This window comes from Micromonospora terminaliae (genome assembly GCF_009671205.1).
Classification (GTDB): Bacteria; Actinomycetota; Actinomycetes; order Mycobacteriales; family Micromonosporaceae; genus Micromonospora; species Micromonospora terminaliae.
The window spans coordinates 628,055-651,522 of the sequence record NZ_CP045309.1 but is presented as its reverse complement, the minus strand read 5'-3'; the positions used below and the strand labels follow the sequence as shown (position 1 = coordinate 651,522).

Sequence of the window (23,468 nt, the reverse complement as noted above, 5' to 3'; positions counted from 1 at the left end):
GGGCTTTCTCGGACGTTCATGGTGGGCTAATCTTATGCTCATCGATGGAGGGAGTCTCTGGTGGATGCAGCCCACAAAACTGGACAACCCAGTCCTGCCGTGCTCTGTTCGCAGGCATACGCTTTGACGCCGCGATGGCTGACGGTCCGGTTCTTCATGCCACTACTAGCGCTAGTCGCGGTGTTCGCCGTAGTGTTGCCCGCGCCGATGCGGGCGGCAGCCTCGGGAGGGTTGGGCGTCGCACCGAGCCCCGGAACATCGAGCGGGCTCTCTCTCGAATCGGAGTGTTGGAATCCTACTATTATTTGGTCAAATGCCGCTGCCAAATACGTCAGTGCAAATCTCACCTCGACCCCCTATCCGCTACAGGCTCGCACCACCAGCGCCGGATCCTGGGAACAGTTCAAACTCATATGGTTGGCTAGTGATGAATACGCAATCTACTCCATGGCTAACGGCAAATATGTGAGTGCAAATCTCACCTCGGCCCCCTATCCGCTACAGGCTCGGGCCAGCAGTATCGGGCCATGGGAGAGGTTCACAATCATCAATTGGGGCAGCTACTCCACAATCCGCTCCATGGCTAACAACAAGTATGTGAGTGCAAATCTCACCTCAGGGCCTGCCTTCCCGCTACAGGCCAGCGCCGACTTTTTCGATGCTTGGGAGAAGTTTCAGATCCCTTTGACTCCGTGTTGATCTCGTGGCAGGCGCTGCTGGGTATCTCCGTGGGCTAACCGGCTCCTGATTTGCAAATGGTTTGAACCCTGCCATCCCGTCTGCCGTCGACCCGCCCTTCTGGGGAGCGGGCCGCCGCCCGGCCCGCCACGTCAAGCGGACCTTGACGGTTCGTACGGACGCTGGCGGGTCGGGCGGTGGTCTGCTCGGCTCGCCCGGGTCGATGGCAGGCGGGATGGCCTACCGCAACCACCCACGAACCGTGACCCGCCGACGAAGCCCCGGCCATCCTGGAGCCGGAGCGCCCCCGCCGGAGGCGCCCTAAACGCAGCCCCGCGATCTCCGCCAGCTCGCCGACGCGGCCCGCCGTGCGCTCCCCTACGCCGCGCGGGCTCGTGGCCGCGCGGCCCGGCCGGCTGCCGGCCCACCCACTCACGCGTGAACGGTCTGTCATCCTGCGGCGGCCCTCCGGGCTTCCCGCTTTCCGCGCCAGCCGCCGGGCATCAGGCGTGACGGCCGCAGAGCGACAGCGGCGCGGCCGGCGCGCGCCCAGGCGGCGGCGCGTGCGGCCCGTTCAGGGCCGCCTTGATCGATGTAAGGAAGTTCTCCCACTCGGCCGGCGGCCGGCCGGGCCTCGCCCTGCAAAGATGACGGCATGGACCGCTTCGAGGGCCGGTGCTGGCTGGACTGGTGGGCGAACTCCTCCACCCTGCTCGGCAGCGTCGAGGTGGCCATCGTGATTGCCGCCGTCACCGGCGGCTGGGAGGCCGACGGTCGCCTGGTCAGCGAGAGCGACGAGGACCGAGAGGCTTTTGCATTCCTGTGCGAACTCAACCCCGTCTTCACGCTGCGATTCGAAGACGAGAGTGTTGTCGCCGTGACCGTTCATCCCACGGATGGGCATTGCCGCTTCAGCCTCACCGAGTACACCGGTCCGGTCCAGCGGTCGGTCGTCAACCGCATCGCTCTGTAGGCACCGCCGGACCTGATTGGCTCGACAGCAGTTTCACGGCACGTTGACGTGTCGGTACCCGGTGCTACTCTGACCTTCGTCGAGCACACCAGCGCGGCCTTCCTGTCGGATCGCTGGCCTCGACGTCGGAGATATCGAGCGGCCTTCTTGCCGCTGATGCGGGCCACGTCCCGCCGGCTCTCGATCGCACCGGCCCCCATGCCGGTCCTCTGAATCCGCTGAGAGGCCCAGCACGGCCTTTGCCTGCCGTCCACGATGGCCCGGATTCGCACATCTCCACGGGTGGGGCAGCCTGCGGCAACCCGCCGGATGCCGATATCCCAGGCTCCCCACCCGTGCCGGCCTTCATCAACGAGTCCACGAGCGTGAAAGGACATGACCCATCGGTGGGAAGTGGCGTGACCACGATTCCGCCCTCCGGCGTCGGCCGCCCTCTCGGCGGTGCCAGGAGACACGACGAACACCACCAGCGGACAACCGTCCACGGCTGGTGGTGCTTCGTCTCCCGTTCCTGCCACCCCCTGATGAGGAGACAGTCGTGTCCACCACCCCGCTCAACCTCTACCGCCCCGGTCTCGCCGTCGGCCGTGACGCCCAGGTCCTGCACCGCGCTGCCTCGCCGGAGTTCTCCGGCTGGCTGGAGCACACCCGCCCCGCTGGCGGCTGTTCTCGCCCGATCCGCCTCACCGGCACCATCGCCGCCGTCGACCGGAACACCGGCCGAATCACCGGCCGACTGCACACCGACGAGCTGCCCGACCGGACGCTCTACAAGGCGTGCGGAAACCGCCGCGAATCGGTGTGCCCCGACTGCGCCTGGGTCTACCAGGGCGACGCGTACCAAGTCGTCTGTCGCGGCCTGACCGGCGGCAAGGGCGTTCCCGCATCGGTCGGCCGGCATCCGGTCGTCTTCGCCACCTTCACCGCCCCGTCCTTCGGCCCGGTCCATCACCGGCACGTCCCGCGCCACACCTGCCGCAGCCGGCAGCGCTGCGACTGCCGCCCCGCCCCCTGCCGCGCCCGCAGCAACGCAGGCACGTGCGAGCACGGGCAGCCTGCGGCGTGCTTCGCCCGCCACGACGGCGACGATCCGCGGCTCGGCCAGCCGTTGTGCCTGGACTGCTACGACCACGCCCACCAGGTCGTCTGGAACTACTTCTCCGGCGAACTGTGGCGGCGCACCAAACAGGCCATCGAACGCCGCCTCGCCGCGGTCGGCCGTCAACGCGGCATCCCCAAGGTCGGCGTCGTCACCGCCTCCGGCAAGGTCCGCTGGATGCCGCCCGTGCGGGTTTCCCACGGCAAGGTCGCCGAGATGCAAGGCCGCGCCGCCGTGCACTTCCATGTCCTGCTGCGCCTCGACGGCGTCGCCCCCGACGACCCGGACGCGCTCGTGCCGCCACCGGCCGGCATCACCGTCGACGACCTGGACGCCGCCGTCCACTACGCCGCCTCTCGGATCACCGTCACCACACCTTCGCACCCTGACCAGCCGGATGGCTGGCTGATCGCCTGGGGCGCGCAGGTCGACGTCCGACGAATCAACCGCACCGACGGGGAGCTGACCGATGACAAGGTCGCCGCCTACCTCGCCAAGTACGCCACCAAGGCCACCGAAGCCACCCGCCACTGCTCCACTCGGCTCACCCCGGCCACGATTGACGACTACGCCGACCCCGAGGCGACCACACCGCCCGCCTCATCGACGCCTGCTGGCACCTCGGCCGCCCCACCCCCGCCGACACCAGCAGCGGCGCCGCAACCATGGCGATCGTCAAGACAGCCTCGACACCAAACCCAACATCTACGGCGGCCTGCGCCGCTGGGCACACATGCTCGGCTTCGGCGCCACTTCCTCACCAAAGCCCGCCGCTACTCCGTCACCTTCGCCCTGCTCCGCGACACCCGCGCCACCTACCGACGCGAAGAGGACGACCAACCCGCAGACACCATCACCGTCGGCACCCTCACCTACATCGGGTCCGGCTGGCTCACCGAAGGCGACGCCCTGCTCGCCAACACCGCCGCCCGGCAACGACGCGAGAGCAGACGCATCGGCCGGGAAGAACTCGCCCACGAAGCCTGGCTCACCGGAGCCGCCGCATGAACCATGACCTCCGCCCCGCTGGTACTCGCCCGCCGAGGTCGCCGTACTGCTCGGCTTCGGCATCTCCAAGGTCAAGATGAAGATCGCCACCGGCGAGCTGCGCTCCATCAAGGACGGCAAGTACCGCCGCATCCTTCCCGAATGGGTCGACGACTACATCCGCGAACAGGTCGAACGCCAGGAGGCCGCCTGATGCCCGGACGCGCCCGAGCCAACGGCGAAGGCTCGATCTTCCCCTACCGCAACGGCTTCGCCGCCTACGTCTGGGTCACCAAACCCGACGGCAGCCGCACCCGCAAGTACGTCTACGGCCAGACCCGAGAAGCCGTCCACGACAAGTGGATCAAGCTGCACCAGCGGGCGAAGCAGGGGCCGGTGGCGACCAGCGTCCCGACGGTTGGCAGCTTCCTCACCTGGTGGCTGGCCGAGATCATCCAGCCGAACCGGGCGCCGTTGACCTACGCCACCTACGAGACGTTCGTCCGCCGCTACATCACCCCGGGCCTCGGGGCCAAGCGGCTCGACCGGCTCCAGTCACGGGACGTGCAGACCTGGATCAACCAGGTGGCCCGCACTTGCCAGTGCTGCGGCCAGGGCAAGGATGCCGCCCGGCCGAAGCACAAGCGGCGCTGCTGTGCGGTCGGGCCGCTGCTGCCAGGCCGTCCCGTCGACGCGCACGGTCAGCGACATCCGGGCCGCACTGCGCGCCGCCCTCACCCACGCCCAAGCCGAAGACCTCATCACCAAGAACCCGGCCGTGCCGGTCACCCTCGCCACGGCCCGCCGCCGCCGCCGGGGCAAGTCGTGGTCGAGCGACGAGGCCCGAAAGTTCCTCGAATCAGCCCGAGCCGACGAGGGCCCGCTCTACGCCGCCTACGCCCTGGTCCTCGTCACCGGCCTACGCAAGGGCGAGGCGCTCGGACTTACCTGGGAGGACGTCGACCTCGACGCCGGAGAGCTGACCATCGGCCGCCAGCTCCAACGAGTCCGCGGCCAGCTCCTGCACCGCGACACCAAGACCCAGGCATCCGACGCCACCCTCCCCCTGCCCGATATTTGCCTTGCCGCCATCAAGCTCAGACAAGAACAGCGTGACGAGGCACAAGCAGCGGCCGGCAACGCCTGGCAGGAAACCGGCCTCGTATTCACCACCCGGTATGGCACACCCATAGAGCCGCGCAACTTCCAGCGCTCCTGGCAAACGAGGTGCGAGAGGGCGAAGGTCAAGCCGATCACCGTCCACGACGCCAGACGCACCTGCGCCACCCTCCTGGCAGACCTGGACGTCCACCCCAGAGTCGCCATGCAGGTGCTGAGGCACGCCCGCTTCTCCGTGACGATGGAGATCTACACCCAGGTATCGACCAAGGCGACCAGAGACGCACTCAAACGCCTCGGTGACTCACTCGGCCACTGACGGAACTGCTGTACTCAGCTGCTGTACGGGCAGCAAAAAGGCCATCCCCGATGACCGGGAATGGCCTTTGACCTGCGTGGGCGATACTGGGATCGAACCAGTGACCTCTTCGGTGTGAACGAAGCGCTCTCCCGCTGAGCTAATCGCCCTCAGCGCCGATGACTCTACCTGATCGAGACCCCGGACCAAAAACCGGGTCTCAGTGCGTCGCGAGGTAGTGCATCGCCCTCGCCACGAGGTCGATCCCGAGGCTGAACTTGAGCGACAGCCACACCACGACGGACACGAACACCAGCCCGACGGCGCCCAGGGCGCAGCGCACCGGCAGCGACCGGCTGGTCACCCAGCGCGTCCACGCGTTGACGTGCCGGCGGGTGAAGGCGAGCAGCCGGCGGGCCCAGTGGAACTCGACAGCCCAGACGCCGAGGCCGGCGATCACCAGCAGCCAGCCGGGGCCGGGGAGCGGAATCAGGGCGAGGCCGACGGTGACGACGATGGCGCCGAGCAGGCCGATGAAGACCTTGAGGGCGATGCGGCCGGTGGGGTTGGCCCGGATCAGTTCGAGGGTGGTGTGCACGCGACCGCGCCATCCGCGGCGCCGCTCGGCGAGAGCGGTCCCGGGACCCCCTTCGACAGGCACCGCGTACCCCCGACTTTTGGCTGCTCGGACCGCACCTTTCGGTGGGCCGGCCGTGGTCCTCGCTTCCACCGAGGAACCCCTCGTGACCATTTCCACCCCCAGTGTCGCCCGGGACCGTCACCCCTGCTGAGGGCTGGACGTTACCGGAGTAAGTCGACGACTGAACCACCCGTTGCCGGGCGGGATGACGGATCGGGCGGAAGCGGAAATCCTACAAGAATTTTCATGTTCTCGAAGGCTTTCCGACCCCCTTCCCACCACTGGGTGAAGTCAGCGTATGGCGGAGCGTAGCCAGGAGCAGCACCTGAGTATGGGAAAAGCGGGACACGCGCGTTCCGCAGCGGTGCCGGGGGGAGAACGTCCATGAGTGTCATTCGACCGACGACCGTAGAGGTCGAGACGTCGCTAAGGCTCGTCGCGCCTGACGCCACCGCCTTGCCGGTGCGTGCCAGTCTGCGTTACGACCCTGCTGACCCGTATGCGGTCCATGTCCTGTTCCACGCCGAATCCGCTGGCGGCGAGGCGGTGAGCTGGTCGTTCGCTCGCGAACTGCTGGTCACCGGTCTCGACGAGCCGGCCGGCATCGGCGATGTCCGGGTCTGGCCGTGGGCCACCCCGCGCGGCGACTTCGTCGCGCTCGCGCTGTCGTCGCCGGACGGCAACGCCCTCTTCGAGGTCCCGCGCAGCGTGCTGGTGCGCTTCCTGCGCCGGACCTACGTCGTCGTCCCGCGCGGCCGCGAGGCCGAGCACCTGGACGTCGACACCGCGGTGAACCGGCTGCTCGCCGGCCGCTGACACGACACACCCGGGGCCGCGCGGATCTGCCGAGTCCGCGCGGCCCCGGGCCGTCGAATCCAGGGGTACGCGTCAGCCGTGCGTGGTGATCCCACCGTCGACCGGGATGACCGCCCCGGTCAGGTACGCGCCGGCCCGCGACGACAGGTAGATCGCCGTGCCCGCCATGTCCTCGGGGCGCCCGATCCGGCCCAGCGGCACCTGCTGCTCGATGGCCGCCCGGGAGGCCGGGTCGTCCAGCGCGAAGGCCATCATCTTGCTCTCGAACGGCCCCGGCGCGATCGCGTTGACCGTGATCTGCTCGCCGGCGAGCTGGTGGGCGAGGCTGCGGGTGAGCATGTGCACGGCCGCCTTGGTCGCCGAGTAGGCGTACACCTCCATCCACGGCACCCGGATGCCGTCGATCGAGCCGATGTTGATCACGCGGGCCGGGTCGCCGGGGGTGGCGGCCGCGCGCAGCGCGGGCAGCAGCGCGGTGGTGAGCCGGAAGACGGCCTTGACGTTGACGGCCCAGAGCTTGTCGAACGCGGCCTCCGGGTACGCCTCCAGCGGCGCGCCCCAGGTGGCGCCGGCGTTGTTGACCAGCACGTCGAGCCGGTCGGTGCGGTCCCGCACGGCCTGCGCCAGCCCGAGCGCGCCCTCGTCGTGGCCCAGGTCGGCGGGGATCGCCTCGCAGTGCCCGTCGGCGGAGAGTTCCTTGGCCACGGCCTCGCAGACGTCGGCCTTGCGCGACGAGATGATGACCTTGGCGCCGGCCTGTACGAAGCCCCGGGCGATCATCAGGCCGATGCCCCGTGAGCCGCCGGTGACGAGCACCGTCTTGCCTTCGACCGAGAACAGATCCGTCATGCCCATCCCATCGCCGATGTGCGGGGCCGCGGGTCGGTCGGTGACCCCGGCGCTACCGATCGGTAACCTAACCGTCGCTGGTCAGTGCCGACAAGGCCGGCCGAAACCGTCGAGATGCAAGGTGCGCACCGGCCGGTTACCGTCGGGACGATGGTCACTACCGGTCAGCCCTCCCCGGCCACCCGCACCGGCCTGTCGGCGGCGCGCGTCGAGTCCGACGAGATCGTCACCGGTGCGCTCGCCGGCCTGGCGCCCGCGTCCGGCTGGTCTCGACCGGTCCTGCTCGACGCCGACCTGCTGATCCTGGTCACCCACGGTCACGGCAGCGCGGAGCTGGACTTCCGGGCGCTGCCCTGCCGCCCGGGCACGATGCTGCGGGCCCGCCCCGGTCAGGTGCTGCGCTGCCTCGGTCCGCAGCTCGACGCGACGGTGGTGCGCTGGGGGCCGGAAGCGCTGCGTGGCATGGACGTCGACCCGGACGCGGTGCCCGCGTACCGGCAGCTCGCCGGCGAGGACGAGGACGCGGTGATCAGCGAGGTGACCCAGCTGGCGGTGGACGCCGACCGGCACGCCGGGGTCCCCGCCGCCGCGGCGCTGCTCCGTCACCAGCTCACCGTGCTGCTGCTGCGGCTGAGCCTGCTGCCCGCCGGCGGGGAGCGGGAGACGCCGCGGGCCGAGACGGAGACCTTCCGGCGGCTGTGCCGGGAGGTCGAGCGGGGCTACCGGCACACCCGCCGGGTGGAGGACTACGCGGCCCAGCTCGGCTGCTCGGTGCGTACCCTGACCCGGGCCTGCCTGGCGGTGACCGGCCGCAGCGCCAAGCAGGTGATCGACGAGCGGGTGGCGTTGCAGGCCAGCCGGCTGCTCGCCGCCACCGACGAGCCGATCGCCCGGATCGGCCGGCGGCTCGGCTTCCCCGAGCCGACCAACTTCGGTCGCTTCTTCACCCGCGAGGTCGGGGTGAGCCCGGGTGCCTTCCGGGCCGCCCGGGAGCAGCCCCTGCCCGTCCGCATGGTGCGCCCTCGCCCGCCCGCCGACTCCCCCGCCCCCGCCGGCCGGGCATGATGGCACTGTGCAGATCTCCGCGCGCGGCGACTACGCGGTCCGGGCGGCCCTGAGCCTGGCCACCGCGTACCCCACCCTGCTGTCCACCCAGGCCATCGCGGCCGAGCAGGACATGCCCCGCAAGTTCCTCGAGGCGGTCCTCGCGGACCTGCGCCGGGCCGGGATCGTCCGCGCCCAGCGCGGCGCCGAGGGTGGCTACACCCTGGCCCGGCCGCCGCGGGACATCACCATCGGGCAGATCCTGCGCGCCGTCGACGGCCCCCTCGCCGGGGTACGCGGGATGCGCCCCGAGGAGACCCGGTACGAGGGCGCGGCGGAGAACCTGCCCCGGCTCTGGGTGGCCGTGCGTGCCGCCGTCCGGCAGGTGGTCGACGAGGTGAGCCTGGCCGAGATGGCCAGCGGGAAGCTCCCCGGCCACGTCCGCAAGCTGATCGCCCGCCCCGACGCCTGGGAGCCCCGCTGACGCCTCAGAGGGTGCGGACCACCTCGGCGTAGTCGAGCCGGGGCAGCCGCTCCCGCCAGGCGTCCGGCCCCGGCCGGCCGATGTTCATGAGCAGCAGCACCCGGTGCCGACCGTCCGGAAAGAACTCCCGCTCCACCCCGGCCGTGTCGAATCCGGCCATGGGGCCGGCGGCCAGCCCGGCGGCGCGTACCCCGATGAGCAGGTAGCCGATCTGGAGCGCGGCGTTGAGCCGGGCCTGGGCCTCCCGGCCGGCCGGGTCGCCGGTGAACCAGTCCCGCGCGCCGGGCCGGTGCGGGAACAGCTCGGGCAGCCGGTCGTGCCAGTCCACGTCGGCGGCGAGCACCGCGGTCAGCGGCGCGCTCGCCGTCTTGTCCCGGTTGCCGGAGCTGAGGTACGGCAGCAGCCGGGCCCGGGCGGCCGCCGCGCGCAGCAGCAGCACCCGCAGCGGCTGGGCGTTCATCGCGGTCGGGCCGGTGCGCACCAGGTCGTGGATGGCCCGCACCTGCTCCTCGTCGACCGGTTCGCCGGTGAACGTGTTGGCCGTCCGGGCCGCCCGGAACAGCAGGTCCTGGGCGGCCCGGTCGAGCGCGAGCAGGTCGGTGGCGGCTGCGCTCACCACGTCTCCGGCCAGGCGCCGAGCGTGGTGGTGTAGCCGCCGCGGTGGTGCACCAGCGGGTCACCGTCCTCGCCCGCGCCGAGCGCCAGGGGCTCGGCGAGCACGAGGGTGTGGTCGCCGGCCTCGATCCGGCGGACCACCCGGCAGAGCAGCACGGCGAGGGCGTCGGCGATGAGCGGCACCCCGAACGGGCCGGTCTCCCAGCCCGGGTGGGCGGCGAACCGGTCGATGCCGCTGGTGGCGAAGACCCGCGCGACCTCCTGTTGCCCGGAGGCGAGCAGGTGCACGGCCACGTGCTCGGCCCGCTCCACGGTCGGCCAGCTCGACGACTCGCGGCCGAGGCAGAACGACACCAGCGGCGGGTCCAGCGACACCGACGTGAACGAGGTGGCGGTGAAGCCGGCCGGCGGCAGCGACGGCCGGCGCCGGCCGACGTGCAGGCCGGGGGTGGTGACCACGGTGACCGTGGAGGCCTGCCGGCGCAGCAGGCCGCGGAACGTGTCGGAGTCGACCGGGCGCAGCTCGACGGTGCCCGCCCCGGGGCGGTCCACGGTGGTCACGCGGTCACCAGCTCCCGGTCCGCCCAGGTGCTGGCCGGGCGGGGCAGCCCGTAGTGCTCGCGGAGCGTGCGGCCGGTGTACTCGTGCCGGAACAGCCCGCGCCGGCGCAGCAGCGGTACGACGTGGTCCACGAAGGCCTCCAGTCCGTGGGGCAGCAGGGGTGGCATGACGTTGAAGCCGTCGGCGGCGCCCTGGGTGAACCAGAGCTCGATCTGGTCGGCGATCTGCTCGGGGGTGCCGGCCACGACACGGTGCCCGCGGCCGCCGCCGAGCCGCCCGATGAGCTGCCGGATGGTGAGTTGCTCCCGCCGGGCCAGGTCGACGACGAGCTGGTACCGGCTCTGGTGGGACTGCACCGCGCTGACGTCGGGCAGGTCCGGCAGCGGCCCGTCCAGCGGCAGCCCGGTGAGATCGAGACCGGTCATGCCGGAGAGCTGGGCGAGGGCGTGCTCGGGCACGATGAGCGCCTCCAGTTCGTCGGCGAGGGCCCGGGCTTCGGACTCCGTACCCCCGATGACCGGCGCGATGCCGGGCAGCACCTTGACCCCGGCGGGGTCCCGGCCCGCGGCGGTGGTCGCGCGCCGCAGCTCGGCGTAGAACGCCTGGCCGTCGGCGAGGGTCTGCTGGGCCGTGAAGACCGCCTCGGCGTAGCGGGCGGCGAACGCAATGCCGTCGGCGGACGAGCCGGCCTGCACGAGCAGCGGCCGGCCCTGCGGCGGGCGGGGGGTGTTCAGGGGTCCGTGCACCCGGAACCGCTCGCCGTCGTGCGCGATCTCGTGCACCCGGTCGGTGTCGGCGAAGATGCCGGCCTCGGTGTCGAGGACCAGCGCGTCGTCCTCCCAGCTGTCCCAGAGCTTGATGGCCACGTCCACGAACTCGGCGGCCCGGCGGTACCGCTCGGCGTGCGCCGGGTGGTCGTCGAGGTTGAAGTTGCGGGCCTCCCGGGCCTGCGCCGAGGTGACGATGTTCCAGCCGGCCCGGCCGCCGCTCAGGTGATCGAGCGAGGCGAACTTGCGGGCCAGGTTGAACGGCTCGTTGTAGGTGGTGGACGCGGTGGCGATCAGGCCGATGTGCTCGGTGGCGGTGGCCAGCGCGGCGAGCAGGGTGAGCGGCTCGAAGACGGCCTGGATGTTGTGCCGGACGGCCGGGCCGACGGCGAGCCCGTCGGCGAGGAACACCGAGTCGAGGGTGCCGCGCTCGGCGATCCGGGCCAGCTCCTGGAAGTGCGTGACGTCGGCGACCCGGCGCGGGTCGGTGCGGGGGTGCCGCCAGGCCGCCTCATGGTGGCCGACACCCATCAGGAACGCGTTGAGGTGCAGGGTTCGGGACATGGGGTTTCCTCTCAGGCGGTGACGTCGACGCGCCAGGTGGAGAAGCGGCGTTCCCCGGCGACGAGGAGCTGGTTGACGACCAGGCCGATGGCGGAGATCGTGATGATCCCGGCGTACATGTCGGGGATCGCGAAGTTGTACTGCGCGTAGTTGATGAGGTAGCCGAGACCGGCCTTCGCGCCGACCATCTCGGCCGCGACCAGCACGAGGATCGAGTACGCCCCGGCGAGCCGGACGCCCGTGAAGATGGTCGGCACGGCCGCCGGCAGGATCACCTTCTGGAACAGCCGCAGGTGGTTGAGCCCCATCGAGCGGGCCGAGCGGACCAGCAGCGGGTCCACCCCCTTCACCCCGGCGATGGTGTTCAGCAGGATCGGCCAGGAGCAGGCGTAGACCACCAGGGCGATCTTGGAGGTCTCGCCCAGCCCGAGGATGAGCACGAAGACCGGCAGCAGCGCGAGCGCGGCGGTGTTGCGGAACACCTCCAGCAGCGGGCTGAGCAGGTCGGCCAGGGGCCGGTACCAGCCGATCAGCAGGCCGAGCGGGATCGCGGCGGCCACGGCCAGGGCCAGCCCGGTGAGCGACCGGGTCAGGCTCGCGCCGACGTGGTCGGCGAGTTGCCCGGTGCGCAGCAGCGTCCACCACGCGGTGAGCACCTCGGACAGCGGGGGCAGGAAGACCCGGTCGACCAACCCGACCCGGGGTGCGGTCTCCCAGACCGCGGCCAGGGCCAGCAGCGCGACGCTGCGGTGCAGGGCCCGGCGGCCGAGCCCGAGCAGCCGACCGGGCAGGGCGGGAGCGGCGGCGGGGACCGCCGGCGACACGGCGGGCGGGGCCGCCTGACGGGTGGGCCGTTCGGCGATGTCAACCAACGCGGGCCTCCTCTCGTACGGCGGACTGGGCGGCGCGCACCTCGTCGCGCAGCAGCGTCCAGATCTGGTGTCGGTGGTGGCGGAACGCGTCGGTGGAGCGCAGGTCCTCCTGCGCCTCCCGGTCGCCCAGCTCGATGTCGATGACCTCCTTGATCCGCCCGGGGCGGGAGGTCATCACGGCGACCCGCTGGCCGAGGTGGACTGCCTCGTCGATGCCGTGGGTGATGAAGACGATGGTCTTGCCGGTGGCCTGCCAGATCCGCACCAGCTCGTCCTGGAGCGAGTCGCGGGTTTGCGCGTCGAGCGCCGCGAACGGCTCGTCCATGAGCAGCACGTCCGGGTCGTACGCGAGGCTGCGGGCGATGGCCACCCGCTGCTTCATGCCGCCGGACAGCTCGTGCGGGTAGCGGTCGGCGAACCCGGTGAGCCCGACCAGGTCGAGGTGGTGGGCGATCAGGTCGGCGCGATCCGCGCGCGGCACGCCCTTGGCCTCCAGTCCGAAGGCGACGTTGCCGGCGGCGGTGCGCCAGGGCAGCAGCGCGTACTGCTGGAAGACGATGCCCCGGTCCAGGCCGGGCCCGGTGACCGGGCGGCCGTCGACCAGCACCTGCCCGCCGCTGGGCGCGGAGAGGCCGCCGAGCAGGTCGAGCAGGGTGGACTTGCCGCAGCCGCTGGGGCCGACGACGACCAGGAACTCGCCGGGGCGTACCCCGAGGGTCAGCTCGTCGAGCGCGGTGACCGCGCCGCCGCCCCGCCGGCCCGGGAAGACCTTCGTCACCCGGTCGAAGAGGATCTTGTCGGTGCTCACGCGCCACCCCCGCCGGTGGCGAACTCGTTGAACCGGTTGGTGTAGAGGTCGGCGGGCTTCGGCCGGTCGCCCTTGAGCTCACCGGAGCCGGCCAGCCAGTCGATCCAGGTGGCGAACTCCCGGTCGCTGATCAGACCGCCCTTGCCGGCGACGCCGCTGGACTTCCAGTACCGCACCAGGGACGCGTCCTCGTTGCGGCCGCGCTTGGCGATGATGGCCTCCAGCCGGGCGACGACGGTCTCCCGGGGCTGGGTGCGGGCCCACTCGATGGCCCGGCCCACCCCGCTCACGAACGCCCGTACGGTGTCCGGGTTGCGCGTGATGAAGTCGTCCCGGAAGACGTAGCTGCCCCCGCTGAACGCGCCGAGCAGCTCGTAGTCGGTGAAGACGGTGCGGACGCCACCGGCGGCGACGGCCTTGTCGCGGATCACGCCGCCGAGCACCGCCACGTCGATCTGCTTCTGCCGCAGCGACTGCTCGATGTTGACCGGCGGCAGCGCGACGAGTTCGACCTTGGCGATCTCGGCGGGGGTCAGGCCGCCCCTGGCCAGCCAGGTCTTGAGCACCGCCTCGGCGTGCGCGCCGAGGGTGTTCATGCCGACCTTCTTCCCGATGAGGTCGCGGGGCCCGTGGATCGGGCTGTCGTCGAGGACGTAGTAGCCCTGGAAGGTCTGCGCGTCGGAGCCGTAGTAGGCGACCACGGCGGTGATGGGTGCGTTGGCGGCCTGGAGCTTGACGATGGCGCCGTTGAAGGCGCCGCCGAAGTCGGTCTGGCCGGTGGCGGTGGCCTGGATGTCGGCCGGGCCGCCGGTCACGTTGCCGATCCAGTCGAGCTTCACGTCGCCGAGGTAGCCGAGGTCGGCGGCGAGTTCGGGGAGGGTCACCTGGCCGACCGAGCCCTGGTAGCGCAGCTCGGTGGTCTGCTTGCCGCCGGCTGCGGCGCCGGCGCCGCAGCCCGTGGCGGCGGTGAGGGCGAGCAGGGTGACGGCGGCGGCGAGGGTACGCCGCAGCGACTGACGGGTGGAGGGCATGGAGGAGTCTCCTGATCTGTCCACGATGCGGTGGCGAGGGCCCGCGGAGGGCGCGAGAGCACGCCGCTGCCGGCCGGGCCACGATGCGCCGGCGACGGGAGCGGAGGAGAGATGACGACCGGAAGCGGTCAGCTCAACAGAGCGCGCTCGCGTGCCGGACCAGGTCGACGTGCACGCGAGCGGTGAGGAGAAGCTCGTCCCGCTGCGACATGACTTCATGCTGCCGACCGTTCTCCGCGCCGGTCAATGCCCTTCCATAGAGTGAGACTTGCATCGCTGGCTTTGTTACGACCCGTCACCACCAGCATTTACCGCCCCTTAACACCTACCCGTTGGATAGAGATTGTGACCGGTGGGACGGGCACCGTCCAGACCGGATCCGACCGGGTTTCGCGAACCGCCCTTCCGGGCATGTTCGATGCCGCAGACGCAGGGAGGACGACGAGAGGAGCCCGCCATGGGCATCGTGTTCCGCAAGCGACAGAAGTACGGCCCGCTGATCCTGAACTTCACCGAGAACGGCTTCTCCTCGTGGAGCATCAAGATCGGCCGCTGGTCGTGGAACTCCAACACCCGCGCCCACCGCGTGGACCTGCCGGGGCCGCTCTCCTGGAAGCAGGACAAGTCCCGGGCGTGACGTCCCGACGTCGAGCGGGGTGCCGGTGGTTCACCGGCACCCCGCTCGGCGTCCGGGCCGGCTTCGCCGTTCCGCCGACGGGAGCCCCGTCCGGACGGAGAATCGCGGGGTGGCGGACCAGTCCTTCCGGCGGGAGCGGTGGCGGGCCGCGGTAGGCGTCGCGCTGCTGCTGCTCGCCTACTTCGTGGTCCCCGTCGAGCCGGACCCGAACGGCCTGCGGCTGGCCCTGCGCTCGGCCGGCACCCTGATCCTGGTGCTCGTGGTCGCGTTCCTGGTCACCGGCCAGGTACGCCGCCAGCTCGCCGTCACCCAGCCGACCGGCGACCGGGAGACCCGCGCGCTGATCCGGCTCGCCGTCGCGCTGATCGCGGGCCTGCTGGTCTTCGCCCTCGCCGACTACGTGGTGGCGAGCAGCCGTCCGGGTGAGTTCAGCGGCCTCCGCACCCGGATCGACGCGCTCTACTTCGCGCTCGCCACCCTCACCACGGTCGGCTACGGCGACGTGAGCGCCGAGGGACAGGTCGCCCGGGTGGTGGTCAGCGCGCAGATGGTGTTCAGCATCGGGGTGATCGCCACCGGCGCGTCCATCGTGGTCAGGCAGATGACCCAGCGGCCCCGCCCGCCGCGGCGCTGATCAGCACGTCCCCGCCGAGGCGGCCGTGCCCGGGGTCGCGGGTCACCGCGCCGGCGGCGAGCAGCGAGGCGAGCGCCCGGTTGGCGTCGGCGGCCCGGTAGACCGTCGAGGTGGCGGCGAAGCGGCGCAGCGCGGTCACGGTGCGCGGGCCGGAGCGGGCGAGTTCGGCCAGCAGTTCGCGGCGCAGCGGGCCGGGTTCCGGGTCGAGGCTGATGTCGAGCAGCCGCCCCGCCGGGTCGGCCGGATCCCGGTAGCGCACCCCGGCGTACTCGTCGACCGCCCAGAGGGCGTCCTTGACCGCCTCCAGGCCGCGGTCCGAGCCGGTGGCGTAGCCGAGCAGCCGGGCCGGCCCGCCGTCGGCCGGCACCAGCTCGACCTCGGTGACCAGCGGGAAGCCGGCCCCGGTGAGCGCCGGGCGCAGCGACCGGCCGGGTGCGGTGACCAGCAGCACCTCGGCGGGGCGGCCGGACGCGGCGGCGGCCAGCAGGGCCGGGTCGGGCTCCCCGCCGTCGACGACGGTGAACAGCGGGGCGCCGGCCGCGCCGGCCGCCTTGAGCGCCACCGGCAGCCGGTCCGGCCGGCCCGGCACCACGTGCACGGCGACGTCCGCGGGGAGGGCGGCCTCGGCGGCGCCCAGCCGGGCCGGCAGGTCCTCGCCGCCGCCGGCGATCACCAGCACGGTCAGCCGCCGGCCGCGCAGCCGGTCGGCGAACTCGGCCACCACCCGCAGCGCGGCCTCCGCGCCGGTCGCGTCACCCCCGGCGTACGCGAGCGCCAGGGTGGCCCGCCGGGCGCGGTGCAGCGCGGCGGGCAACCAGTGGTCGAGTTGCCGGACGAGCAGTTCGCGCAGGACGGCGTCGGTCGACATGCTGCCGTTCTACCGCATGCCCCGTCAGGCGGGAATGGAGATGCCGACGCCGCCGCGGGTCTGGCCGCCGTAGCGCTGCCGCTCGCGGTCGAGGTCGAGGCGGCCGATGCGCTTGCGGGCGGCGAGGGCCGCGTCGTCGAGCAGGTCGGCCGGGACGATCCAGACGATCTCGAACTCCAGCCCGTCGGGGTCGCGGCCGTAGAGGCTCTTCGTGGTGCCGTGGTCCGAGGCGCCCACCAGGGCGTCGGCGGCGGCCAGGCGCTCGGCCGTGGCACCCAGCTCGTCCAGGGTGTCCAGCTCCCAGGCGAGGTGGTAGAGGCCGACGGTGGACCGGCCCGCCGGGGAGGGACCGGCGGCCGCGCCGATCTCGAACAGCCCGAGGTCGTGGTCGTTGGTGGAGTCGGGGGCCTGGAGGAAGGCGGCGCCGCGGAAGCCGTCCGGCGTCATCGACACCGGGCGGAAGCCGAGCACGTCGCGGTAGAAGGCGACGCTGCGCTCGAGGTCACGGACGTAGAGGACGGCGTGGTTGAGGCGGTGGATTCCCATGACACCGACGGTAGCGCGGTTTGGTTGAGCGTTCAACAACACGCGCTATGATGGCCGTCATGACCCGGTGGCTGGATCCCGACGAGCAGCGGACCTGGCGCGCGTTCCTCACCGCCTCCCGGGCGCTGATGGACACCCTCGACCGTGAGCTGCAGCGCGACGCCGGGATGCCGCACGCGTACTACGAGATCCTGGTCCGGCTCTCCGAGGCCCCCGACCGGCGGTTGCGGATGAGCGACCTGGCCGACGCCACCGGTTCCTCCCGCAGCCGGCTCTCGCACGCCGCCGCCCGCCTGGAGGCCGCCGGCTGGATCCGCCGGGAGGAGTGCCCCACCGACCGGCGCGGCCAGCTCGCCGTGCTCACCGACGCCGGCTTCGCCACCCTGGCCGCCGCCGCGCCCGGCCACGTCGCCGGCGTACGCCGGCACCTGTTCGACGCCCTCAGCCCGGCCCAGGTGGACCAGCTGCGGCGGATCAGCGAGACCCTCGCCGAGCACCTGACCGGATCGCGACCAAACTGATCCACTGCGGGGGTTGTACTTACCGTCGCCGGATGAGCACGATGGGGCGTGTCCTCCGGCTTCGCTGACCTGACTGTCCAGGCGCACCACCTGGTGTCCGAAGGCGACCTCGCCGGTGCCCAGCGACTGCTCGCCGACGCGCTGAGCGACGCCGACCCCCGCCCCGCCAACGCCGACGCCGAGCTGGCCGAGGCCGCCGGCCTCCAGGCCCGGGTGCTCGTGGCGCTCGGCGAGCCGCACTCCGCGCGGGGGTGGGCGGCGTTCGCGTACGCGGCGGCCACCCGGCTGTTCGGGCGCTCCGACGAGCGCACGGTCACCGCCGCCGCGACCCTGGCCGCGGTGCTGCACCGGGTCGGCAGCGACGCCCGCGCCGCCCGGCTCTACTCCGACGTCATCATCGAACTGACCGCCCGCGACGGGCCGGAGTCGCAACGGGTGCTGGCCGCGCACGCCGACCTGGCCACCGTGGAATACGCGCGTGGCCAGTGCGACGTGGCCCGCGACCGGCTGCAGGACGCCTGGGAGCTGCACCGCGAGGTCTACGGCGACAACCACCCCAGCGGCATCAAGATGCTGGCCAAGCTCGGCGCCATGGAACGCGACTGCGGCCGCTACGCCGAGTCCCACGAGCACCTCACGCTCGCCGAGGACCTGTGCCGGGAGCACCTGGCCGCCGACGACCCCCTCGCCGCGCAGGTCGCCGGGCTGGCCCGGGCCGCCGCCGACCCGGACCACGTCTGCGGCGCCGCCGAGCCTCCGGTGGTGCCGGCCGCCCGGCGGCCGGTCGAGCCGGACGACCTCGGTGACCCCGGCGCGCACCACGGCAGCGTCCCCCCGCCCGCCGAGGAGCCGCCCGACCTGCCGCCCTACCGGCCACCGACACTCGACGACCCGGTCGAGACGCCGCTCTACCGCCCGCCGGACCGGGCCGAGACCGCGCACGTGCCGACACCCCGCACCCCGCTCGAGGCGGACGACGAGGCGTTCGCGGACTACCCGTGGCCGCCGGACGAGCCGGCCGAGGAACCCTGGCGACCCGGCGAGAGCGCGCTGCCCCCGACCGTGGTCGGGCTGGCCGACTCCGAGCCCGCGGGCGTACGCGAGGTGCGGGGCGCCGGAGCCGAGGCAGCCTCGCCCTACCTGCCGGTGCACGTGCCCCGGCCCCCCGCCGCCGAGCGCCGGAGCACGCCCTGGCTTCCGCTGGTCGTGGCCGGGGTGGTGGTGGCGCTGCTGCTCGGCGTCATCGCCGTGATCGCCGGGGTGTCCCGGGTGGACGACCGGCGGGACACCCCGGGCCCCGCGCCCACCGGGCGCGCCTCCTCGGCCGGCCCCACCGCGGGCCCGTCGAGCGCCGCACCGGCCGCCTCCCCCGGCACGCCGCCCGGACGGCTCACCCTGACCGACCGGCGGGACAGCATCGTGCTGAGCTGGACGTACCCGGCCGGGGCCGAGGGGCCCGTGGTGGTCGCCGGGGGCCGCTCCGGGCAGCCCCAGCACACCTTCCTGACCCTGCCGGCCGGCTCGGCCGACTACATCGCCTACGGCCTCGACCGCACCACCGACTACTGCTTCACCGTGGCGCTGGTCTGGTCCACCGACACCGTCGCCCGGACGGGCCCGGTCTGCACGAAGCGCCGCCGCTGACCGCCGGTCCGCCGGGGTTTGGGCCGAATCGGCGGTGAGCCCGCCGCGGGTCTGTGACCCTGTCGGCGTGGGCACAGCACCGGAGGGCGCAGCCGTCGAGCTGAGAGTGCACGGGGTGTCCGGCGGGACCGCGGAGAAGATCCTCGACCATCCGATCGTGGACCGGGTCGCCGGTGACGGCCACGCCGGCTTCTACCGGCCCCGCCCGGGGGCCGGTGCGGCGGGCGGAGCCACCCCCGGGATCGCCGTCGAGGCCTACCGCTGGGGCGCGCTGACGGCCGGCGCCGCGGTGCGGACCGCGTCCATGCTGTTGCTGCTGCCGTTCATGCTGAGCAACCTGGCGCTGCGTCTGCGCCCGGCCGCCACCGGCCGGTCCCGCCTGTTCCGGGTGCTGTGCCGCCTGCTCGCCGGGACACTGACCGCCGCGTTCGTGCTGTCCGTCATCGGCGTGACGCTGGACCTGGTCGGCTGGCAGTGCGTGCCCTTCGACGGGTGCCGCGCGAACCGCCCCTACCTGTCCTGGCTGGGCGACCTGCCGACCGGTCCCCGGCTGGCCCTGCTGGCCCTCGTCCCGCTGGTCGCGTTGCGCGTCGTCTGGGGCATCGGCGCACGGTCGACGCGGGCCCTCGAGGGATTCCGCCCGCCCCAGCCGCAGCCGGAGGCCGCCCGTGCACCCGACCGCCTCGACGTACCGGGCTTCTGGGACGACGAGCGGACGCCCGCCTGGCTGCGCCAGATCCACGTGGCGATCGGCGCCGGCACGCTGGACGCCAGCCTGCTCGCCGGGATCTCCGCACCGGAGGAGGTCGCCGGGCTGGTGCTGTTCGCCGCCGCCGGCGCCCTGATCGGGTGCGCGACGGTGCTGCTCTGCCTGCCCGTACCGGCCACCCGGCGAGGGGTCCGCCGCGTGCTGCGCCCCCTGTCGGCGGCCACCCTCGCGCTGAGCGCGCTGAGCCTCGGCTACGCCGCCCTGTCCCGCGACGTCCGGTCGCCACCCGGCCAACTGCCCGGCTACGAGGGCGCCGTCGGTGCCCTGCTCGGGGCGCAGGGCGTCCTGCTGGTGCTGCTGGCCCTCGTCACGATCTCGCCCCGGGCGGCCGGCGGCCGGACCGTCCTCGGCGGGCTCGGCATGCCCGTCGTGGCGGCGGCCTCGGTGACGGTCGCCGGCGCCTTCGCCGCCACCCTGGTCTTCCGGGTCGCCGACTTCCTCGACCGCGGCTCCCTCCCCGGCCCGATCTGGCCCGACCCCCCGGGGGTCGCTCCCCTGGACCCGCCGGTCGCCTACTGGTGGGCCGCACTGGCCGGCCTGGCCGCCCTGCTCATCGCCACCGGGGCCGCCTCGATCACGCTCGCGGTCAGCCGGCGGCGGAGGCGGCGCCGCGCCGGCGGGATCGTCGAGCGGGACTACCCGGACGTCACGCCCGGGGCGCTGTCCCGGCGCGACGTCGTCCGGGAGGCCATCGCCCGCTCCCACGTGACCGACGAGCTGGGCCCGATCCTCGTCACGTTCTTCCTGATGTCCTCGCTGGGCCTGGCCACCATCGCGTTCGACCTGATCGGGGTCGGGCCCACCCAGCTGGTCGCCCGGCTCACCCGGGACCCGGCGGAGACCACGCTGCTGACCGCCTACGTCACCGACGGCGGGGTCTGGCTCATCAGCCTGCTCGTCATCGGCCTCATGATCCTGGCCTTCCGCTCCTACCGGTCGGCGGAGACGCGCCGCACGGTGGCCGCGCTGTGGGACCTGGGCGATTTCTGGCCCCGCACCGTCCACCCGTTCGCGCCACCCTGCTACGCGGCCCGGGCCGTACCCGAACTCGCCCGGCGGGTGTCCGCGCTCGGCGCGCGGGGCAAGGTGGTCATCTCGGGCCACAGCCACGGCTCCGTCCTGGCCGCGGCCACGATCCTGCAACTGCCGCCGGACGTCCTGCGCCGCGTGGCGCTGCTGACCCACGGGTGTCCGCTCAGCCGGCTCTACACCCGCCTCTACCCGGCCTACCTCGGCCGGGGGACGCTCTGCGACCTGGGCGACCGGCTCGACTGGCGGTGGCGCAACCTGTGGCGGGACACCGACCCCGTCGGTGGTCCCGTGTTCCCCCGGCCGGCCGAGGGGCCGGCCCCGTGCGACGCGCCCGGTGCCCGGTCCGTCGACGTCCGGCTCCGCGATCCGGTCAGCCTGACGATCGACCCCGCCGACACGGTGCCGCCGCCGCTCGAACGGCACTGGCCGTACCACACGCAGACGCCGTACCGGGCCGCCGTGCGGGACCTCACCGACCGGATCGGCTGACGCCGGTCAGTCGACCTCCGGATCGGCCAGCGCGGGCAGCCGTACCGTCACCCGCAGCCCCGGCGCCGCCGCCTCCGGCGCCGCGTCGGCCAGCTCGACGGCGCCACCGGCCCGGCGGACCAGCTCCCGCACGATGGCCAGGCCGAGGCCCGCGCCGCCCGCGTCGCGGGCCCGCGCGTCGTCCAGCCGGGTGAAGCGGGCGAAGACCCGCTCCCGGTCCGCCGCCGGGATGCCCGGCCCGTCGTCGGTCACCGTGACCAGGTGGTGCGCCGGGCCGCCCCGCTGCCGGGGCACCGGCGGATCGGTGTGCGGGCCGGTGACCGCCAGCCGCACCTCGCCGTGCGCGTGCCGCAGCGCGTTCTCCACCAGGTTGACCAGCACCCGGCGCAGCTCCCCCGGATCCCCCTCGGTCCACAGCGGGCCGGGCGGCGGGTCGAGGCGCAGCGGCGGGGACGGGTAGCGCTCGGCCACCCCGCGCAGCAGCTCGCCCAGCTCCACCGGGCCGACGGCGTGCGGCGCGGGACGGTCCGGCCGGGCGGCCTGCTCGTCGAGGCGGGCCAGCAGCAGCAGGTCGGCGACGAGCCGGCTGAGCCGCTCGGTGTCGGCGAGCAGGTTGTCCGCCACCGCCGGCCAGTCCGTCCCGTCGCCCAGCCGGCGGGCCACCTCCAGCTCGGTGCGCATGTTGGTGACCGGGCTGCGCAGCTCGTGCGCGGCGTCGGCCACGAACGCCCGCTGCCGGTCCCGCGAGGCGGCCAGCCGGTCCAGCATGTCGTTGAGGGTGACCGCCAGCCGCTGGATCTCGTCCCGGCCGGCCGGGACGGGCAACCGCTCCGCCCCGGCCCGGCCGGTGATCTCGGCGGCGCCGCTGCGCAGCGCCTCCACCGGGCGCAGGGTCGCCCCCACCACCCGCCAGGCCACCACGGCCAGCCCGGCCACCAGCAGCGGGAAGCCGACCAGCAGCAGGTTCCGTACCACGTGCAGGCTGTGCCGGACGTCGGACATCGACTTGGCCACCAGCACGGTGAGCGGCTCGTCGGCGCTGCCCGCCGGCACGGTCACCACCCGGACCGGCCCGGTCAGCCCGACCCGCCGCCCGTCCACCACGAGCCGCTGCCGCTCCCCGGCACGCAGCTGGTCGGCGCCGAGCATCGGCACCAGCCGGTCGGCGTCGATGGAGGCCGCGCGGATCCGGCCCTGGCCGTCGACCACCTGCACACGGAGCTGCCCGCCGGCCACCGGCAGCGGGTCGGGCAGGGCGTCCTCCGCGGCCAGCAGCGCGACCGCGTCCGCGGTGCGGAGCGCCTCGTCGTCGACGGAGCGCTGCAGCGTCCACCCGAGCGCGCCGAGCAGCAGCGCCCCGCCGAGCGCGAACCCCACGACCAGGCCGAGCACCCCGAGCACGAGCAGCCGGGACCGCAGTCCGAGGTTGGGCAGGAGCGCCGCGAGCCACCGCCTCATGTGGCCAGCCGGTAGCCGGCGCCCCGGACCGTCTCCAGCCGGTCCCGGCCGATCTTGCGGCGCAGGTAGCCGACGTACACCTCGACGGCGTTCGGGGCGGTCTCCACCGCGGCGTCCCAGACGTGGTCCAGCAGCTCGGTCTTGGAGACCACCTCGCCGGGGCGGCGCATCAGGTAGGCGAGCAGGGCGTACTCGCGGGCGGTCAGGGCCACCTCGGCGTCGGCCCGCGTCACCCGCCGCCGCGCCGGGTCCAGGCGCAGGTCGCCGACGGAGAGCACGGCCGGGCGCTCCGGCGCGCCGCGGCGCAGCAGCGCCCGCAACCGGGCCAGCAGCACCACGTACGAGAAGGGCTTGGTGAGGTAGTCGTCGGCCCCGCAGTCCAGACCGTCGGCCTGGTCGTACTCGCCGTCCTTGGCCGAGAGCATGAGCACCGGCAGCCAGCGCTCCTCGGCGCGCAGGCGGCGCACCACCTCGTAACCGGAGAGGCCGGGGAGCATCACGTCCAGGATCATGGCGTCGTAGTCGCCGTGCCGGGCGGCGTCCAGCCCACCGGGCCCGGTGGCCTCGACGTCGACCACGAAGCCCTCCGCCTGCAGGCCCCGCCGCAGCGACGCGGCCAGCCGCGTCTCGTCCTCCACCACCAGCACACGCACGGGTCAAGGGTG

Annotated in this window: 23 protein-coding genes, 1 tRNA gene and 2 pseudogenes; 12 read left to right on the top strand and 14 right to left on the bottom strand. The window is 73.1% G+C overall.

The features are described from left to right. The first annotated feature begins 1,333 nt into the window (after nt 1–1,333). The 4 genes and pseudogenes from GCE86_RS03020 to GCE86_RS32465 all read left to right on the top strand — a co-directional run bounded on the left by GCE86_RS03020 (nt 1,334) and on the right by GCE86_RS32465 (nt 5,175). The gene (locus GCE86_RS03020) at nt 1,334–1,651 is read left to right on the top strand and encodes a hypothetical protein (RefSeq protein ID WP_154225483.1); all 318 of its coding nucleotides are present in this window, start codon (nt 1,334–1,336) and stop codon (nt 1,649–1,651) included. 538 nt (nt 1,652–2,189) lie between these two features. Then, entirely contained in the window at nt 2,190–3,758 is a 1,569-nt protein-coding gene (locus tag GCE86_RS03015) for a replication initiator (RefSeq protein WP_338106377.1), read from the top strand. Then, nucleotides 3,755–3,951, top strand: a pseudogene (locus tag GCE86_RS32470) (excisionase family DNA-binding protein). Before GCE86_RS03015 ends, GCE86_RS32470 begins: the two are co-directional and overlap by 4 nt. Beyond that, nucleotides 3,951–5,175, top strand: a pseudogene (locus GCE86_RS32465) (tyrosine-type recombinase/integrase). The pseudogenes GCE86_RS32470 and GCE86_RS32465 overlap by 1 nt, the downstream one beginning before the upstream one ends. A 77-nt stretch (nt 5,176–5,252) precedes the next feature. Here GCE86_RS32465 and GCE86_RS03000 read toward each other — a convergent pair. Both GCE86_RS03000 and GCE86_RS02995 read right to left on the bottom strand, forming a co-directional pair. Then, nucleotides 5,253–5,324, bottom strand: a tRNA-Val gene (locus GCE86_RS03000). Nucleotides 5,325–5,374: 50 nt separating this feature from the next. Continuing rightward, on the bottom strand, nt 5,375–5,884 hold the full coding sequence (locus tag GCE86_RS02995; protein WP_420846508.1) for a TIGR02611 family protein: 510 nt from the start codon (nt 5,882–5,884) through the stop codon (nt 5,375–5,377). Between the two features lie 294 nt (nt 5,885–6,178). Here GCE86_RS02995 and GCE86_RS02990 point away from each other — a divergent pair, with 294 nt between their 5' ends. Continuing rightward, nucleotides 6,179–6,610 (top strand): SsgA family sporulation/cell division regulator, encoded by a 432-nt coding sequence (locus GCE86_RS02990; RefSeq protein WP_007457244.1) that lies wholly within the window; start codon nt 6,179–6,181, stop codon nt 6,608–6,610. Nucleotides 6,611–6,682: 72 nt separating this feature from the next. Here GCE86_RS02990 and GCE86_RS02985 read toward each other — a convergent pair whose 3' ends face one another. After that, on the bottom strand, nt 6,683–7,459 hold the full coding sequence (locus GCE86_RS02985) for an SDR family oxidoreductase (protein ID WP_154225481.1): 777 nt from the start codon (nt 7,457–7,459) through the stop codon (nt 6,683–6,685). A gap of 150 nt (nt 7,460–7,609) precedes the next feature. Here GCE86_RS02985 and GCE86_RS02980 point away from each other — a divergent pair, with 150 nt between their 5' ends. Continuing rightward, on the top strand, nt 7,610–8,524 hold the full coding sequence (locus GCE86_RS02980) for a helix-turn-helix transcriptional regulator (RefSeq protein ID WP_154225480.1): 915 nt from the start codon (nt 7,610–7,612) through the stop codon (nt 8,522–8,524). Nucleotides 8,525–8,531: 7 nt separating this feature from the next. Continuing rightward, nucleotides 8,532–8,987 carry an RrF2 family transcriptional regulator gene (locus tag GCE86_RS02975; RefSeq protein WP_154225479.1) on the top strand — a complete coding sequence of 152 codons (456 nt, stop codon included), beginning with the start codon at nt 8,532–8,534 and terminating at the stop codon, nt 8,985–8,987. 4 nt (nt 8,988–8,991) lie between these two features. On the opposite strand, the gene GCE86_RS02970 is transcribed toward GCE86_RS02975, so the two are convergent. The 7 genes from GCE86_RS02970 to GCE86_RS32555 all read right to left on the bottom strand — a co-directional run bounded on the left by GCE86_RS02970 (nt 8,992) and on the right by GCE86_RS32555 (nt 14,416). Continuing rightward, complete coding sequence (locus GCE86_RS02970) at nt 8,992–9,603, bottom strand: malonic semialdehyde reductase (protein ID WP_154225478.1); 612 nt, start codon at nt 9,601–9,603, stop codon at nt 8,992–8,994. After that, on the bottom strand, nt 9,600–10,163 hold the full coding sequence (locus tag GCE86_RS02965; RefSeq protein ID WP_154225477.1) for a flavin reductase family protein: 564 nt from the start codon (nt 10,161–10,163) through the stop codon (nt 9,600–9,602). Before GCE86_RS02965 ends, GCE86_RS02970 begins: the two co-directional genes overlap by 4 nt. Then, nucleotides 10,160–11,494: an LLM class flavin-dependent oxidoreductase gene (locus GCE86_RS02960; RefSeq protein WP_154225476.1), complete on the bottom strand. Its 1,335-nt coding sequence runs from the start codon at nt 11,492–11,494 to the stop codon at nt 10,160–10,162. The genes GCE86_RS02965 and GCE86_RS02960 overlap by 4 nt, the downstream gene beginning before the upstream one ends. Nucleotides 11,495–11,505: 11 nt before the next feature. After that, nucleotides 11,506–12,366 (bottom strand): ABC transporter permease, encoded by an 861-nt coding sequence (locus GCE86_RS02955; RefSeq protein ID WP_154225475.1) that lies wholly within the window; start codon nt 12,364–12,366, stop codon nt 11,506–11,508. Beyond that, complete coding sequence (locus tag GCE86_RS02950; protein WP_154225474.1) at nt 12,359–13,174, bottom strand: ABC transporter ATP-binding protein; 816 nt, start codon at nt 13,172–13,174, stop codon at nt 12,359–12,361. Before GCE86_RS02950 ends, GCE86_RS02955 begins: the two co-directional genes overlap by 8 nt. Next, the gene (locus GCE86_RS02945; protein WP_154225473.1) at nt 13,171–14,205 is read right to left on the bottom strand and encodes an ABC transporter substrate-binding protein; all 1,035 of its coding nucleotides are present in this window, start codon (nt 14,203–14,205) and stop codon (nt 13,171–13,173) included. Before GCE86_RS02945 ends, GCE86_RS02950 begins: the two co-directional genes overlap by 4 nt. A gap of 133 nt (nt 14,206–14,338) precedes the next feature. Next, on the bottom strand, nt 14,339–14,416 hold the full coding sequence (locus GCE86_RS32555; protein WP_349881247.1) for a putative leader peptide: 78 nt from the start codon (nt 14,414–14,416) through the stop codon (nt 14,339–14,341). Nucleotides 14,417–14,662: 246 nt separating this feature from the next. On the opposite strand from GCE86_RS32555, the gene GCE86_RS02940 reads away from it, so the two are divergent. Further along, a complete protein-coding gene (locus GCE86_RS02940) occupies nt 14,663–14,842 on the top strand; it encodes a DUF4236 domain-containing protein (protein ID WP_154225472.1) in 180 nt (59 codons plus the stop codon). Nucleotides 14,843–14,951: 109 nt separating this feature from the next. After that, entirely contained in the window at nt 14,952–15,476 is a 525-nt protein-coding gene (locus GCE86_RS02935; RefSeq protein WP_154225471.1) for a potassium channel family protein, read from the top strand. Here GCE86_RS02935 and GCE86_RS02930 read toward each other — a convergent pair. Continuing rightward, nucleotides 15,436–16,344, bottom strand: a complete 909-nt coding sequence (locus tag GCE86_RS02930; RefSeq protein ID WP_154225470.1) for a hypothetical protein — start codon at nt 16,342–16,344, stop codon at nt 15,436–15,438. The genes GCE86_RS02935 and GCE86_RS02930 overlap by 41 nt on opposite strands. Before the next feature lie 24 nt (nt 16,345–16,368). Then, nucleotides 16,369–16,890 (bottom strand): VOC family protein, encoded by a 522-nt coding sequence (locus GCE86_RS02925; RefSeq protein ID WP_154225469.1) that lies wholly within the window; start codon nt 16,888–16,890, stop codon nt 16,369–16,371. A gap of 50 nt (nt 16,891–16,940) precedes the next feature. On the opposite strand from GCE86_RS02925, the gene GCE86_RS02920 reads away from it, so the two are divergent. The 3 genes from GCE86_RS02920 to GCE86_RS02910 all read left to right on the top strand — a co-directional run bounded on the left by GCE86_RS02920 (nt 16,941) and on the right by GCE86_RS02910 (nt 21,345). Next, complete coding sequence (locus GCE86_RS02920) at nt 16,941–17,411, top strand: MarR family winged helix-turn-helix transcriptional regulator (RefSeq protein WP_154230305.1); 471 nt, start codon at nt 16,941–16,943, stop codon at nt 17,409–17,411. A gap of 48 nt (nt 17,412–17,459) precedes the next feature. Then, nucleotides 17,460–19,055 (top strand): tetratricopeptide repeat protein, encoded by a 1,596-nt coding sequence (locus GCE86_RS02915; protein ID WP_154225468.1) that lies wholly within the window; start codon nt 17,460–17,462, stop codon nt 19,053–19,055. A 67-nt stretch (nt 19,056–19,122) separates the two neighbouring features. Then, nucleotides 19,123–21,345 carry a hypothetical protein gene (locus GCE86_RS02910; RefSeq protein WP_154225467.1) on the top strand — a complete coding sequence of 741 codons (2,223 nt, stop codon included), beginning with the start codon at nt 19,123–19,125 and terminating at the stop codon, nt 21,343–21,345. Nucleotides 21,346–21,351: 6 nt separating this feature from the next. On the opposite strand, the gene GCE86_RS02905 is transcribed toward GCE86_RS02910, so the two are convergent. Together GCE86_RS02905 and GCE86_RS02900 are read right to left on the bottom strand one after the other, a co-directional pair. After that, on the bottom strand, nt 21,352–22,803 hold the full coding sequence (locus GCE86_RS02905; RefSeq protein ID WP_154225466.1) for a sensor histidine kinase: 1,452 nt from the start codon (nt 22,801–22,803) through the stop codon (nt 21,352–21,354). Beyond that, on the bottom strand, nt 22,800–23,456 hold the full coding sequence (locus tag GCE86_RS02900) for a response regulator transcription factor (protein ID WP_154225465.1): 657 nt from the start codon (nt 23,454–23,456) through the stop codon (nt 22,800–22,802). Before GCE86_RS02900 ends, GCE86_RS02905 begins: the two co-directional genes overlap by 4 nt. Nucleotides 23,457–23,468: the final 12 nt, after the last annotated feature.